Genomic DNA, 14,232 nt, shown 5'->3' on the forward strand with positions numbered 1-14,232 from the left:
GTACTGCCGAAAGTCACCCTTACGGAATCACTTCCGCGCGGCCATCGGCATGCACCGCATCCTCGGCCGCGGCGGACGCGCGGCCGCCGCGGACTCGGTGATCGGTCGGCTCAGGCGTTGGGGCGCTTGCCGTGATTGGCGTTCTTCTTCTTGCGGGCGCGGCGCTTGTTTCCTCGTTTAGCCATGGTGGATATCTCCCTTATTCGGGACTTTTCGGGCCTTGGTCAGTCTAGGTTCGACCCGGTGCCGCCGCATCAGAGGTGCCGGGCCGCCCGGGCGCGCAACGCCTCGGCGAACCAGGCGAGGGCCGGTGCCGGATCGTCCGGGGGAGGCCAGGCGTTGATCACCGCGAGCAGCTGTACGTATCGCAGGCGGCGTGGGTCGTGTGAGGATCACCGGTTGTGAACTGGACGCGGTGACTCGGTGGCCCGCGGCGGAGGTGGAGATCATCGATCATTCCGGTGCACGGGCCTCCTACATCGTCTCCGTGGAGTTCGTGGACGGGGACGGTACGCGCCACGCCGAAGGGCTCGCGTCGGCGTCCGACCTGGACGCCGGGCAGAAGTCCCTGGAAAAGGCCCAGGGGCTGGGGAAGTTCCCGGGCGAGCTCACGTGCCGGGTCGCGAAGGTGTCGCGGTTCCCGGCACCGTAGCCCGGCCGGCGGCGCCTCTCGGCGCGTCACCCGTTCGGGCGCGTCCGGGTGGTCGCCCGGGAAGGTGCCACGCAGGGTCGGTTCTGTCCTGCAGTCCCGCTCCGGCCCAGGAGTTTCCATGGCACACTCAGCGCCCACGCCAGGCCCGGCCCGTACCGTCGATCAGGGGGAAATGAACCCCTGGGCAGCCGGTGGAGTCATGTTTGCCGGCGTGCTGCTTCTCGTCGACGGCGTCCTCGGAGTGATCAAGGGCATCACCGGTATCGCCACCGACGACGTCTACGCGCACGTCAGGAACTACACGTTCAAGTTCGATGTGGCCACATGGGGATGGATCCACCTCGTCCTCGGCATCGTGCTCGGATGTGTCGGCTGGGGCATTCTCAAGGGCGCCGTCTGGGCTCGTGCCACGGGTGTGGTGCTCGCCTCCGTCAGCCTGATCGTCAACTTCATCTGGCTGCCCTACCAGCCGGTCTGGGCGATCGTCTCCATCGCCATCGACGCGTTCGTGATCTGGGCGCTGTGCACGGCGACCGCGAAGGCGGTCATCTGAGGAAGTGGGTGCGTGCGGGAGCGGGCCGTGGAGGAGAGGGAGAGGGTTGCGGTGCCTGAGGAGAACGCGGAAGAACTCGTCGCTCTTGCCGCCGAGGCGTACGTCTACGGCTGTCCGCTGGTCCACGACCTGTCGACGGTCGAGGACTTCATGCAGACGGGTTTCGGCTCGTTGCCGCCCACTCCCTTCAACCACTTCGCGCATGCCGGTCAGCCGGTGGCCCCCGACGCGCACTTCGCGGCGGTCTGTGATGGCGACACGGTCCTCTCCCTCGCCCATCTCGACCTCTCCGGCGGGCCGGTTCTCCTCCATGTCCCGGACGCGGACGGTGCGTACCACGTGCTGCAGTTCGTGGACGCCTGGACCAACAACTTCGCGTACGTCGGCCGCCGTGCCACCGGTACGGAGGCCGGGGACTGGCTCGTCGTACCGCCCGGCTGGGCGGGCAGTGTGCCGGACGGGGTGCGCGGGGTGATCGACGCGCCGACCTCCGTCGTCACCGTCATCGGACGCGACGCCTGCGACAGTCCGGACGACAGGGAGCGGGTCCGTACGCTTCAGGCAGGGCTCGCCCTCACGCACGTCGAACCCGGGACCCATCGCACGGGCCTGCCCGCGCCCGACCCGGACGTACCGGAGTCGCTGCGCTTCTTCGAGCAGCTCAGGGTGTGGATGGCCGACTTCCCGCCGTCCGCGGCCGACCAGGCGTATCAGGACCGGTTCCAGCCGCTGGGGCTGCTGGAGGAGGGGCCGTCGCCGTACGTGTCCGCCGACCCCGGACTCGTACACGCACTGACCGAGGGCCTGGTACGGGGCCGGGCGCGGGTGGCGGAGGCGAGTCGGTTCCCGGTGGCGGACGGGGGCTGGGAGATGGACCCGCATCTCTTCGACTACAACCTCGACCGGCACGGCGTCGGGACCATCGACTCCCCGCAGTGGCGGATCGCGGACCGGGAGGCCTCCTACCTGACCAGGGCGGTGGCGGCACGGAACGCGCTGTGGGGGAGTCACGGCTACGAGGCGGTGTATGCCCGCGCGTTCCGCGACGCCGACGGTGAGCGGCTGAACGGCGCCCACTCCTACGTACTGCGCTTCGAGCGGCAGCCGCCGGTAGGGGCGTTCTGGTCCATGGCCGCGTACGGCACGCAGGGCCACCGCCTCGCCGGGAACCCGGCCGAGCGGTCCTCGATCGGTGATCGCACCCCGGGTCTCGTGTACGACGAGGACGGGTCGCTGACGCTTCACATCGGGAGGGAGCGCCCGGCCGGCCCGGCCGCGGCGGCGAACTGGCTGCCCTCGCCCGGCGGGGAGTTCCGGATGGTGCTCAGGCTCTACGTACCGGGGCAGGAGATCCTCGACGGTACGTACGAGATCCCCGCCGTCGAACGGACCGGGTGAGGCTGAGGGGTGAGGTGAGGGGCCGGGTGATTTGCGTGAAGGGCTGACGTGGTGCGGTGCTAGTGGTGCCCGGCGGGCTGAAGTGCCTCACCGGCCGTTGTCAGTGGGGCGGGTCACACTGGAGTCATGTGCCGCAGCATCAAGACCCTTCGACCGCCCGCCCTCCCCGAAGAGGCCACCGAGGAGGAGATCCGGGCCGCCGCCCTGCAGTTCGTACGCAAGGTGTCCGGCTTCCGTGCCCCGGCCGCGCACAATCAGGAAGTGTTCGACCGGGCGGTCGACGAGATCGCCGAGGCGACCGCCAGACTGCTCGACGGCCTGGAGATACGGGGTGCGGTCAGGACGCCGTAGTGGCCGTCGCGGGCGTCGCCGTCCGGGCAGCCGCCTCGGCTGCCGGGCGGCGCATGACGTACGCGGCGAGGGCGCCCGCCACGAACAGGGCGAGGACCGAGACGGCCGTGCCCAGCCAGGTAGCGCCGAGCCACTGGCCGCCGAAGTAGCCGAGGCCCACGCTGTAACCGGCCCAGGCCACGCCCGCCAGCGCCGACCAGGGCAGGAATTCCTTCACCTTGCGATGCGCGGCGCCCGCGCCCAGGGAGACGACCGAGCGGCCGGCCGGGGCGAAGCGGGCAATGATGACGAGGATGCCGCCGCCCCGGGCGAGGGCGGTGCCGAGGTGTTCCTGTGCCGAGGTGAGGCGGCGGGAGCGGGCGATGGCCCGGTCCAGCCGTTCGCCGCCGCGCCAGGCCAGCCGGTACGCGACGAGATCGCCGAGGACCGAGGCGGTGGCGGCGCACAGGATCAGCGCGAGGAGCGAGGGCGCCTGGGACACCTGCTCGGCGGCGTTCGTCGCGGAAGCGGTGCCCGCGACCGTCGTCGAACCGGCGGCGACTCCCGTGGCAGCCGCGATCACCAGGACTCCGCTGGGCAGCACGGGCAGAAAGACGTCCAGGAGCACCGAGAGGGCGACCACGGCATAGATCCATGGGCTGCCGGTCAGCGCACCCATACTCTCAAGCACCTACTACTCCCCGATCCGGAACAACGCCGCGACGTCGCAGGGGAGCGGCAGGAGCGGCAGGGCCAGCTGTACAGCGTACGCCTGACGCTCTTCCGTTGATCTATAAATACGGATGATGTTGGGAAGCTCACGTACGCCCGCAAATGGGAAGCCCGGGTTCCGGGTGTAGGCGGTGTGCGGACCGGCCCGCGGGCGGACGGGCCGGTCCTGTGCGGGTCAGGCCATTGCGGCCGTCAGACCGTCACGGCCGGTGCCTGCTCGCGTGCGCGGTCCCCGGCGCGCTCCGCGCCGCCCCGGCTGAACAGCCGGTCCAGGGCCGGTGCGCCGGGGCCGGTGAAGACCAGCAGAAGGAACGCCCAGCAGAAGACGGCCGAGGGCTCGCCGCCGTTCTGCAGCGGGAAGAGCGCCTCGGGCTGGTGGACCTTGAAGTACGCGTACGCCATGGAGCCGGAGGAGACGAGGGCGGCGAGACGGGTGCCCAGACCGAGCACCACCAGGCTGCCGCCGACGAGCTGGATGACCGCCGCGTACCAGCCGGGCCAGGTGCCGGCGGGTATCGAGCCGCCGCCCATCGCGCCGCCGAGGACGCCGAAGAGCGAGGCGGCGCCGTGGCAGGCGAAGAGCAGGCCCACGACGATCCGGAACAGGGCGAGGACATAGGGCTGAGCCTGATTCAAACGTGCGTGCATGGGGGGAGGGCTCCTTCGGTCTGGTGGGGACGTGAACCGATTGAGCGCCCAAGGTTAGGGAAACCTCACCAATGCTTGCAAGTTCAACATTCTGTCGACTGGCTGGAAATCGCCCTGTGTTCGTCGGTCAGGGTTCGGCTCGGCACCGCCTCCAACTGCGCACCTTCCTTCGCCGCTGTGGCCTGAACCAATGGCAGCGCAGCTTTCCGGCCATGCCAGGTGGGTGTCATGGGCTGGGTGTCATGGGCTGGGTGTCGCGGCGGAAGCCGGCCCCGAGTGTTTCCGGAGGCTGCCTCGTGAACCCGGAGGCTGCCTCGTGAACCCGGGGGCGGCCTCGTGAACGGGTGCGCAGGGGGCGCAGGTCAGCTGAAGGATGCGGGCGGATTCGCCGCCCTCCCGCGACGCGGTGCCGCGTGCCTCCGCTCCGGGCTGGGGGTGAACGGCGACGGGAGCCGCGGCGGAGGAACGCCGGTCAGGGGAGGGATCGTACGGCCCGGGGCCGGGTGAGGGCCTCCCCGCGCACCCCGTGCGCCTCACCGGCGCCAAGCCCCGACCGCCGCTGCTCCTCGGGCTCGCGGGCCGCGCGGGTCTTCATCATCAGTGGCCGTACTCGGCCGAAAACGCGCCGGTGGCTCCCCGCCGGCGCCGTCCTCGCGCCCTTCCGGGGCGCGCGTACGGAGCCGTGCGGCGTGCACGGCTCCGTACGGTGTGGGGCGACGGGGGAGGAGATGGTGGGTTCAGCAGCCGTTGAGGGCGGGGTTCAGCAGCCGTTGAGGACGGACTGCAGGGCGCTCTTCTCGGCCGAGTCGACCGCGAGGTTGTAGTAGTGCTTCACGTGCACCCAGGCGCGCACGTACGTGCAGCGGTACGCGGTGCGCGGGGGCAGCCAGGCGGCCGGGTCCTTGTCACCCTTGGACTGGTTGACATTGTCCGTGACCGCAATGAGCTGAGGACGCGTCAAGTCGTTTGCGTACGCCTGTCGTTGGGTGGTGGTCCAGTTGCTGGCGCCCGATCGCCAGGCCTCGGCGAGCGGGACCATGTGGTCGATGTCCACATCGGAGGCGGCGGTCCAGGTGGCGCCGTCGTACTCCGAGTACCAACTGCCGCTGACGGCCGCGCAGCTGGAGTCCTGCTGCACATTCGTACCGTCGCGCTTGAGGACGACCTCGCGGGTGTTGCAGGTGCCCGACTGGGTGATCCAGTGCGGGAACTTGTCGCGGCTGTAGCCGGTCGACGAGCCCTCCGCGGAGACGGTCAGCTCGCTCAGATAGGTACGGGCGGTCGATGCCGACACCGGGGTGGGCATGGCTGCCTGGGCGGTGGGGGCGGTGAGCAGTCCGGTGGTTGCGGCGAGGGCGGCGGATGCGACGACGACAGCGATGCGACGCGCGTAGACACCTGACATGTGAACTCCCTGGAAGTGGGGGGACCTTGGACGGGTGACCTGTGGGGCCCGGCCATCGTGACGGCGCCAGGTTTCCGCGGGGTGGGCGCCAGGTAACAGAGTGGCGACATGGGCACGTCACATCAAGGGTTCTGACCGACAGGGCTGGAGCATGGGGGCGTACGTCCGCATCTGCGCGGGCGGATGTGCTGACGCGACGACAATCCGGCTGTGGGCCGGGTCGGTTCGTGCCCGTGGTCCGGGTCGGGTCGGCCGTAGAGTTACGGCGTGCTGCTTCCGGTCGACATCACGCTCGGGGTTGTCCTCGCCGTGCTGCTCGCGGCGGCGGCGGCCGTCGCCGCGCTGGCCTCGCTCGGACGGTCGCGCGAGATCCTGCTGGCCGGGCTGCGGGCCGCGGTCCAGCTCGCCGCGGTCTCCCTGCTCATCGGCTGGGTGGTCCGTTCGCTGCCGCCGCTGCTCGGGTTCGTGGCGCTGATGTACGCCGTCGCGGTGCGGACCGCGGGCCGCCGGATCACCCGTAATCGCACCTGGTGGTGGGCGGCCGTGCCGATCGGGGCGGGGGTCGTGCCGGTGATCGTCCTGCTGCTGCTCACCGGACTCGTCCAGGTCCGGGGCATCGCGCTGATCCCGGTGGCGGGCATCCTCATCGGCGGTGCGCTGACCGCGACCGTGCTCGGTGGGCGGCGGGCGCTGGACGAGTTGACGACCCGGCGGGGGGAGGTGGAGGCGGGTATGGCGCTCGGGCTGCTCGACCGTGACGCGAGGCTGGAGATCGCCCGGCCCGCGGCGGCGGACGCGCTGTTGCCGGGGCTCGATCAGACACGGACGGTGGGACTCGTCGCCCTGCCGGGCGCCTTCGTGGGCATGCTGCTCGGCGGCGCCTCACCGGTGCAGGCGGGGGCCGTGCAGCTGTTCGTACTGGTGGCGCTGATGGCCGTACAGGCGGTGGCCGTCGCCGTCATGCTCGAACTGGTGGCACGGGGGCGGCTGCACCGGGACTGAGGCCCGCGGGGCCGGCCGCGCCGAGGCCGGGGCCACCGAAGGGGGGCTATCGCGCGCTGATGTGCAGCCGGATCGAACCGTCGGCCGCCGCTTCCACCCGGAGTTGCGTCAGGTCCTCGACGTGCGCGTCGGGGGAGAGCGCTGCGGCCCGCGGGCCGACACCCACGACGCGCATGCCCGCCGCCCGGCCGGCCGTGATCCCCGCCTCCGAGTCCTCGAAGACGACGCAGTCCGCCGGGGCGAAGCCCAGCTCGGCGGCTCCCTTGAGGAAGCCCTCGGGGTCCGGCTTGCTGGCGCCGACGTTCTCGGCGGTGACGCGGGTGGCGGGCATCCGCAGCCCGGACGCGGTCATCCGGGTCCGGGCCAGCGCGGCGTCGGCCGAGGTGACCAGGGCGTGCGGGAGCGCCGCGATCGCGTCCATGAAAGCGGGCGCACCGGCGACCGGCACGACGCCGTCGGTGTCGGCGGTCTCCTCGGCGAGCATCACCCGGTTGTCCGCGTAGTTCTGCTCCATCGGACGGTCCGGGAGGAGCACCGCCATCGTGGCGTACCCCTGCCGCCCGTGAACCACCTTGAGCGCGGCCTCCGGGTCCAGCCCCTCCCGCAGCGCCCAGCGCCGCCAGCAGCGCTCCACGACGGCGTCGGAGTTCACGAGGGTGCCATCCATGTCCAGAAGGAGGGCGCGAGCTGCGAGGACGGTGGCCGGCATGGGCGGGCTCCAGAGCGGGGGGAGAGAGGCACAGAAAAGGGGAAGAGCTCGAGGGAAGTCGAGCGAAGGGGGATATGTCGCAGGAAAGAGAAACAAGCAGCCTCGCCCGCCGGTCAGGGGGTGGCGGGCGGAGGCTACTTTGTTCCATCACGATACAAAAACCTGTCCGGGAAAGCCAATCCGGGTAGGTCGCGGTCGTCGGGCCGGGTGTCCCCGCAGGTCGCCGCAGCCCCCGGGATCCCGGGCCGGTACCCGCCGGGCCCGTTCGGCAGGCCATAACCGTGCGGAACGGCCAGGATGGGGATGTAGCGGACCCGAGGAGATGTTCCATGGCCCAGCATCCGAGCCCCCCGGCCCCGGCCCTCGCCCCCGGTGAGGACCGCTCCACGCGGTCGGTCATGGTGGCCATCGGTGCGCTGCTCCTCGGCATGCTTCTGGCCGCACTCGACCAGACCATCGTCTCCACCGCGCTGCCGACCATCGTCAGCGACCTCGGCGGTCTGGAACACCTCTCCTGGGTGGTCACGGCCTACCTGCTGGCGTCGACCGCCGCGACCCCGCTCTGGGGCAAGCTCGGCGACCAGTACGGGCGCAAGAAGCTCTTCCAGACCGCCATCGTCATCTTCCTCATCGGCTCGGCGCTCTGCGGCGTTGCCCAGAACATGCCGCAGCTCATCGGCTTCCGCGCTCTTCAGGGCCTCGGCGGCGGCGGCCTCATCGTGCTCTCGATGGCGATCGTCGGCGATATCGTCGCGCCGCGCGAACGAGGCAAGTACCAGGGCCTGTTCGGTGCGGTCTTCGGTGCGACGAGCGTCCTCGGACCGCTCCTCGGCGGCTTCTTCACCCAACACCTCAGCTGGCGCTGGGTCTTCTACATCAACCTGCCGGTCGGCGTCGTCGCGCTCCTCGTGATCGCCGCCGTCCTGCACATCCCGGTCCACCGTACGAAGCACACCATCGACTACCTCGGCACCTTCCTCATCGCCTCCGTCGCCACCTGCCTCGTCCTCGCCGCCTCGCTCGGCGGCACCACCTGGGCCTGGGGCTCGGCGCAGATCATCGGTCTCGCCGTGCTGAGCGTGCTGCTGCTGATCGCCTTCGTGCAGGTGGAGCGCCGCGCCGCGGAGCCCGTCATTCCGTTGAAGCTGTTCCGGATCAGGACCTTCAGCCTCGTCGCCGTCATCAGCTTCGTGGTCGGTTTCGCGATGTTCGGCGCGATGACCTATCTGCCGACCTTCCTGCAAGTGGTGCACGGCATCACGCCGACGATGTCCGGTGTGCACATGCTCCCGATGGTGGCCGGTCTGCTCCTCACCTCGACCGTGTCCGGGCAGATCGTCAGCCGCACCGGCCGCTGGAAGGTCTTCCCGATCGCGGGCACCGGTATCACCGCGATCGGACTGCAGCTCCTGCACCGGCTCACGGAGACCAGCAGCACCCTGGAGATGAGCGTCTACTTCTTCGTCTTCGGGGCCGGGCTCGGTCTGGTGATGCAGGTCCTGGTGCTGGTCGTGCAGAACGCCGTCACGTACGAGGATCTCGGCGTCGCCACCTCCGGAGCCACCTTCTTCCGCTCCATCGGCGCCTCGTTCGGTGTCGCCGTCTTCGGCACGATCTTCACCAACCGGCTCATCGACAAGCTGACCGCGGTGCTGGCCGGCCGCACCCTGCCTCCCGGGGCCGGCGCCGAGGGGCTGGCCGCGGACCCACGCGCCATCGGCAAACTGCCGCCCGTGCTACGGCCGTTGGTGCTCCACGCATTCTCGACCTCGATCACCGACGTGTTCCTGTACGCGGCCCCCGTCGTGGTGGTCGCCTTCGCCTTCGCCTGGTTCCTCAAGGAGGACAAGCTGCGCGGCTCGGTGACCGCCCCGGAGCCCACCGAGACCCTGGCGACGAACCCGGTCGAGCGGTCCTCGTACGACGAATGCGCCCGGGCACTCTCGGTGCTCGCCACCCGAGAGGGCCGCCGCAAGGTCTACGTGAAGATCACCAAGAGGGCGGGGTACGACCTGCTGCCCGCGGCGAGCTGGATGCTGCTGCGCATCAGGCGGCACGGCACGGTGGAACCGGCCATGCTCGCCGACGTCACCCCGGTTCCGCTGCGGGTGATCAGCGAGGCGGCGCGTCAGCTGGAGGAGCGCGGACTGGTCCGGCGCGAGGGGATACAGCTGGTGCTCACCGAGACCGGTGAGGAAGCCGTGGTGAAGCTGGCGAAGGCCCGTGAGGATTCGATGGCGGAGCTGCTGGGCGACTGGTGGGGTCCGGAACGGCCGACCGACCTGGTCCGCCTCGTGGCGGAGCTGACCGCCGAGACGAGCGGGTCGACCAAGGAACGGCCCCACTGCCCCGAGCCGAAGCGGGACCACGCGGCCGGCCCCGCGTGAGCCGATCGGTGGACGGCGCCCGGGGCTGCTGGGGTTTCCTGGGGTTCTGGAGCTGCCGCGGATTTCCAGTGCTCCCGGAGCAGTACACCTAGAGCTCCTTGGCGAACCAGTGCTCCGCGTACTGCCGCCGGTGGAACGCCGGGACCTCCCGATAACCGTGCTTGGCGTACAGCCCCCGTGCCTCGACGAGGTCATTGCGGGTGTCGAGCCTGACCGTGCGTACGCCGAAGGCGCGCGCCGCGGTCTCGACGGCTGTCAGGAGCAGCCCGCCGCCGCCCGTACCGCGGTATTCGGGGCGTACGAACACCCGGGTCAGTTCCGCGATGTCCGCGTCCACCACCAGCAGCCCGGCGCAGGCCGCCGGTTTCCCCTCGAACCGGCCGACGACGAACTGGCCGGAGGGCGGAACGAGCCGGTCGGCGTCGTCGCCGGTGAGCCCCTCGTCGATCTCCTCGGCGGTCGCGGGCCGCCCCCAGTAGCGGCCGGCGACCTCGGCGTAGTAGTCCCGACGCAGCAGCGCCGCATCGGGGGAGTCGAAGGGTTCGGGGGTCACGGTCCAGGTCATGCCGGTCATTCTGACTTGAGCATGATCGGAGGAGCGCACACATCAGTGTGCGGTCACCACCGGCCGGTGCCGTCGGATCCGCAGCACCACACCAGCACCACCGCAGCCGCCAGGAACACGGCGCCGGCGCCTTCGGGGGCGTCCCCGTGGACCGTGAGCCGCATGACGATCTGCTCGGTACGGCCGTCCCACCACCGATCCGGTTCCGGTTCCGGTCCCGGCCGGGCGTGTGGGCCGGACCGGCCCGGACCGCGGCCCGGACCGGCCCGGACCGGCCCGGACCGGCCCGGTACGAGCGGGCTTTCGGTCATTCTTTCGAGAAAAGGAGGATGACAGTCAGGCGAAGAGGGGGTTGATTGTGTCTACCCCATAGCGCAATGCGAAGGTTTCACAGCACGCCCAGGTCGAGGGACGGGCACAGGAACGGCGGGAGGGTCGGCGCAGCGTGGCGAATGCGGAGCACAGTGTGCGCGGAGACGCGGCGACGGGGGCGAGGACCGGGGCTGCCCGAGCCGTGCTCTGGCTGGTTGTGGCCGCACTGGCCGTACGGCAGATGGCGGTGGTGCTGCGGCAGCCGCCGGGGGAACGGCTTACCGATCTGGAGACCTGGATCGGTGAGAACGGTGTTCTGCATGTGACGGGCTCGCTGTACGACAGCGACCGGTTCACCGGCACCCCGTTCGCCGGGCTCGTGCTGAAGCCACTGACCCGGATGGCGGAACAGAGCCTGGGCGTCGCCTGGACCTTCGGGTCGCTGCTGCTCGTCGCCGCACTGGGCATCGTCGCCGCCCGCGCGCTGCCGGGCCCGGTCACCCGCCGCACCTCACTGCTGGCCGCCCCGGTCGCGATCAGCCTGCTGATGCTGTCCCTGCCGGTCCGTAACGCGTTCCACCTGGGGCAGACCAGCATCCTGCCGGTCCTGCTGGTGCTGCTGGCCTGTTTCGCGGTCCGCGGGGAACGCGCCTCGGGCCTCCTGATCGGGATCGCGGCCGCGCTGCAGCCGACCGTGCTGCTCTTCGCGGTTCTGCTCTGGCTCACCGGCCGCCGGCGGGCCGCGGTGACCGGCGGCACCGCGTTCGCCGCCTGTACCGCGCTGGCCTGGGCCGCGATGCCGAGCGACTCGTGGACCTACTGGGTGCACCATGTCGCGGGCGCCGGGCTCGGTGACAATCCGGACAGCCTGGCCAACCAGTCCCTGCACGGCGCGCTGCTCCGGTTCGGTCTGGCGGGCCCGCTCGAAATCGTGCTGTTCGCGGTGCTGGCGGCCGCCGTCTGCTATCTCGGGCTGCGCCGCGCCGTACGGTACGCCCGCGACGGGCAGTTGCTGCTCGCCGTCGCCGTGACCGGCTGCGTCGCCGTCGCCGTCTCGCCGACCGCCTGGCAGCACCAACTGCTGTGGGTGCTGCTCGCCGTGGCCGGCCGGGTCGGCAAGGGGGCCTCCGACCGGCTGGTGTGGCCGGCGGTCGTGGTGCTCGTGATCACGCTGCCGGGGAAGATGCTGCTGCCGAACATCGCGGCGGTCTTCCCCCTGCGCGACAACGTGCTGCTGATCGCGGCACTCGGCGCGGCCTGCGCGGCACCGTTCCTGCCGCGCACCTCGCCGTACTGGCAGCGGCCGATCCCGACCGACTACGCGGTCCCGGTTCCGGCCCGCTGGAGCCGCGTTCCCCTGCTGCCGTTCTGGCGGCGGGTGCTCAGCCGGCCCAACCTGCTGCTGGAACTGCTCCTGATCAGGGTCGTGTACTCCGCGTACGCGCATGTCAGGCTCGCGGCGACGGCGGGCCGCGCCACCGCCGAACACCACGGCCGTCAGATCCACTCCCTCGAACAGTGGCTGCACATCGACATCGAGCACTGGGTCAACCACGCGGTCGTCAAGGTCGCCTGGCTGAAGGACTTCTTCGACTACTACTACTCGACGTTCCACTTCATCGTGCCGCTGGCGATCCTCGGTGTGCTGTACGTACGACGCCCCGCCGACTACCGCTGGGTCCGCAGCTCCATCGGCTTCGCCACGCTTCTCGCGCTGGTCGGCTTCTGGCTCTACCCGCTGGCCCCGCCGCGGTTGATGCCGGGGCTCGGTTTCATCGACACGGTCCATGGCGTCCAGGACTTCGCGAAGCCGGACTACGGAACGCTGACCGCGATGACCAATCAGTACGCGGCCATGCCTTCGCTGCATTTCGGCTGGTCGCTCTGGTGCGGTGTGGTCATCGTCATGCTGGCCCCGAAGCTGTGGATGAAGGCGCTGGGGCTGCTGCACCCGCTGTTCACGGTCTCCGCGATCGTCGCCACGGCCAATCACTGGGTGCTGGACGCGGTGGGTGGTGCGGCTGTCGTCGCGCTCGGCTTCGGGTTGACCCACGTACTGTCGGGGCCTCGGAGACTGCGATTGCCGGCCGTGCCGGCGGCGGCGAAACCGCAGGACGACCTGGCCGTTTCGGTGCCCGTGCCCGTGCCCGTGCCGGTGCCGAGACCGACCGGCGAAGCGGTGGGCAGCAAACAGCATCAGGGCCTGTAGGACGCACGAAGCCCGCAGGCGCCGAAGGGGTGCCGGGACGAAACCGCCGTTCCGTCACCCCTTCGGTATGGATCGCCGCCCGACCAGCATCCGCCCATCGGCCCGGGTCCGCCACTCGAACGGCTCAGTGGGGCCGAACGGCTCAGGAGGACGTCCCCAGGGACCAGGTGGCGAGGGACAGTGTCGCCATGGACACCACCGTCGAGGCCACCACGGAGTTGCGGGCCAGGCGGGTGTCCAGGCCGTACTGCTGGGCGTAGATGAAAGCGTTCTGAGCGGTCGGCAGCGCGGAGCAGAGCACGACGGCCAGCAGCTGATGGTCCGGCAGACTCAGCAGCGGACCGCCGACGACGAAGGCGATCAGGGGCTGGACCAGCGTCTTGAGCGCGACGGCCACAACGACCTCCGCACGTTTCGTACGCACCCCCGCCCCGTCGGGCTCCGCGCGCTCACCGCCCTCCGCGCGCTGCATCGTCGGAACACCGGTCGCCGGGCGGACGTTCAAGGACAGACCCAGCGTGATCAGGGCCGTCGGCACGGCTGCGGCGCCGAGAACGTCACAGGAGTGGGCGAGGGCGTGCGGCAGTCGCAGTCCGAGCGCGGAGACGACGACACCCAGCAGCGAGGCCATGATGACGGGGTTGCGCACCGGCATGGTCAGCATCCGCCGGAACACCAAGCCCTTTCCGGAGACCGCCCCCGACCCCGACGCCGCGCCCGATTCCGTGTCCAGCAGCGTCAGGATCACCGGGGAGACCAACAGCACCTGGAACAGGATGATCTGAGCGACGAACGACGCGTCGCCGAGCACCTGGACCGCCACCGGAATGCCGAGGTTGGCGGAGTTGACGTAGCCGGACGCCATACTGCCGATCGCCCGGTCGGCCGTGCCCCGGCCGAACAGCCGGCCCGAGGCCACGAAGCCGAGACCGCAGACCAGCGCGGTGCCTGCCGCGAAGGCCACCATCGAGGAATTGGCGAAGGCATCGAGACGCGCCCCGGAGACCATGGTGAACAGGGCGGCGGGCATGGCCACATGGAAGACGAACCGGCCGAGCACGGCCTCCGCCTGCTCCCCGAGGAGACCGCTGCGACCGACCGCGTAGCCGATCGCGGTGAGCATCCAGATGGGGGTGAAGGCGGAGAGCAGGGCGTGCATGCCCGCCATGATCCTCGCGCTGTTGTGCGCTTCCCCGACCGGGGGCTCGGACGGGGTGCGGGGTGTGTGCCGGTACGGACGGCGGAGGCCGGGGCGTGGGGGGGGGGGCCCCCCCGCCCCCCCCCCGCCCACCCCCCCCGGGGGGTAATAAAAAAAAACAACCCCCCCCAA

The 14,232-nt window shown here is 70.6% G+C and carries 15 protein-coding genes; 7 read left to right on the forward strand and 8 right to left on the reverse strand.

Features of this window, described 5'->3' with window-relative positions; genetic code table 11:
• Window positions 1-110 precede the first annotated feature (110 nt).
• On the reverse strand, window positions 111-185 hold the full coding sequence (locus ACFVV1_RS15710) for a 50S ribosomal protein bL37 (protein ID WP_015034725.1): 75 nt from the start codon (window positions 183-185) through the stop codon (window positions 111-113).
• 230 nt (window positions 186-415) lie between these two features.
• Here ACFVV1_RS15710 and ACFVV1_RS15715 point away from each other — a divergent pair, with 230 nt between their 5' ends.
• The 4 genes from ACFVV1_RS15715 to ACFVV1_RS15730 all read left to right on the forward strand — a co-directional run bounded on the left by ACFVV1_RS15715 (window position 416) and on the right by ACFVV1_RS15730 (window position 2,954).
• Window positions 416-652, forward strand: a complete 237-nt coding sequence (locus ACFVV1_RS15715; RefSeq protein ID WP_389989756.1) for a hypothetical protein — start codon at window positions 416-418, stop codon at window positions 650-652.
• Between the two features lie 118 nt (window positions 653-770).
• Window positions 771-1,205, forward strand: coding sequence for a hypothetical protein (locus tag ACFVV1_RS15720; protein WP_389989757.1), 435 nt, complete (start codon window positions 771-773; stop codon window positions 1,203-1,205).
• A 51-nt stretch (window positions 1,206-1,256) separates the two neighbouring features.
• Entirely contained in the window at window positions 1,257-2,603 is a 1,347-nt protein-coding gene (locus ACFVV1_RS15725; protein WP_389989758.1) for a DUF1254 domain-containing protein, read from the forward strand.
• 126 nt (window positions 2,604-2,729) lie between these two features.
• Window positions 2,730-2,954 carry a DUF2277 domain-containing protein gene (locus ACFVV1_RS15730; RefSeq protein ID WP_384446434.1) on the forward strand — a complete coding sequence of 75 codons (225 nt, stop codon included), beginning with the start codon at window positions 2,730-2,732 and terminating at the stop codon, window positions 2,952-2,954.
• Here the strand turns inward: ACFVV1_RS15730 and ACFVV1_RS15735 are convergent.
• The 3 genes from ACFVV1_RS15735 to ACFVV1_RS15745 all read right to left on the reverse strand — a co-directional run bounded on the left by ACFVV1_RS15735 (window position 2,941) and on the right by ACFVV1_RS15745 (window position 5,718).
• A complete protein-coding gene (locus ACFVV1_RS15735) occupies window positions 2,941-3,624 on the reverse strand; it encodes a DedA family protein (protein ID WP_389989759.1) in 684 nt (227 codons plus the stop codon). The two genes, ACFVV1_RS15730 and ACFVV1_RS15735, sit on opposite strands and share 14 nt — an antisense overlap.
• A 233-nt stretch (window positions 3,625-3,857) precedes the next feature.
• Window positions 3,858-4,313, reverse strand: coding sequence for a DoxX family protein (locus tag ACFVV1_RS15740; RefSeq protein WP_389989760.1), 456 nt, complete (start codon window positions 4,311-4,313; stop codon window positions 3,858-3,860).
• A 760-nt stretch (window positions 4,314-5,073) separates the two neighbouring features.
• Window positions 5,074-5,718 (reverse strand): HNH endonuclease family protein, encoded by a 645-nt coding sequence (locus tag ACFVV1_RS15745; protein WP_389989761.1) that lies wholly within the window; start codon window positions 5,716-5,718, stop codon window positions 5,074-5,076.
• Between the two features lie 267 nt (window positions 5,719-5,985).
• On the opposite strand from ACFVV1_RS15745, the gene ACFVV1_RS15750 reads away from it, so the two are divergent.
• Entirely contained in the window at window positions 5,986-6,720 is a 735-nt protein-coding gene (locus ACFVV1_RS15750) for an ABC transporter permease (protein ID WP_389989762.1), read from the forward strand.
• A 46-nt stretch (window positions 6,721-6,766) separates the two neighbouring features.
• Here the strand turns inward: ACFVV1_RS15750 and ACFVV1_RS15755 are convergent, their stop codons facing one another.
• Window positions 6,767-7,429: an HAD-IA family hydrolase gene (locus ACFVV1_RS15755; protein ID WP_389989763.1), complete on the reverse strand. Its 663-nt coding sequence runs from the start codon at window positions 7,427-7,429 to the stop codon at window positions 6,767-6,769.
• A gap of 329 nt (window positions 7,430-7,758) precedes the next feature.
• Here ACFVV1_RS15755 and ACFVV1_RS15760 point away from each other — a divergent pair, with 329 nt between their 5' ends.
• Window positions 7,759-9,816 (forward strand): MFS transporter, encoded by a 2,058-nt coding sequence (locus ACFVV1_RS15760; protein WP_389989764.1) that lies wholly within the window; start codon window positions 7,759-7,761, stop codon window positions 9,814-9,816.
• An 88-nt stretch (window positions 9,817-9,904) separates the two neighbouring features.
• On the opposite strand, the gene ACFVV1_RS15765 is transcribed toward ACFVV1_RS15760, so the two are convergent.
• Together ACFVV1_RS15765 and ACFVV1_RS15770 are read right to left on the reverse strand one after the other, a co-directional pair.
• Window positions 9,905-10,381, reverse strand: coding sequence for a GNAT family N-acetyltransferase (locus ACFVV1_RS15765; RefSeq protein ID WP_389989765.1), 477 nt, complete (start codon window positions 10,379-10,381; stop codon window positions 9,905-9,907).
• Window positions 10,382-10,434: 53 nt separating this feature from the next.
• Entirely contained in the window at window positions 10,435-10,692 is a 258-nt protein-coding gene (locus ACFVV1_RS15770; RefSeq protein ID WP_389989766.1) for a hypothetical protein, read from the reverse strand.
• A 203-nt stretch (window positions 10,693-10,895) separates the two neighbouring features.
• On the opposite strand from ACFVV1_RS15770, the gene ACFVV1_RS15775 reads away from it, so the two are divergent.
• A complete protein-coding gene (locus ACFVV1_RS15775; RefSeq protein WP_389989916.1) occupies window positions 10,896-12,902 on the forward strand; it encodes a bifunctional glycosyltransferase 87/phosphatase PAP2 family protein in 2,007 nt (668 codons plus the stop codon).
• A gap of 142 nt (window positions 12,903-13,044) precedes the next feature.
• Here the strand turns inward: ACFVV1_RS15775 and ACFVV1_RS15780 are convergent, their stop codons facing one another.
• Entirely contained in the window at window positions 13,045-14,061 is a 1,017-nt protein-coding gene (locus tag ACFVV1_RS15780; protein WP_389989767.1) for an AEC family transporter, read from the reverse strand.
• Window positions 14,062-14,232 lie beyond the last annotated feature (171 nt).

The sequence above is a fragment of the Streptomyces sp. NPDC058092 genome, from assembly GCF_042884935.1.
In the GTDB taxonomy this organism is placed as follows: Bacteria; Actinomycetota; Actinomycetes; order Streptomycetales; family Streptomycetaceae; genus Streptomyces.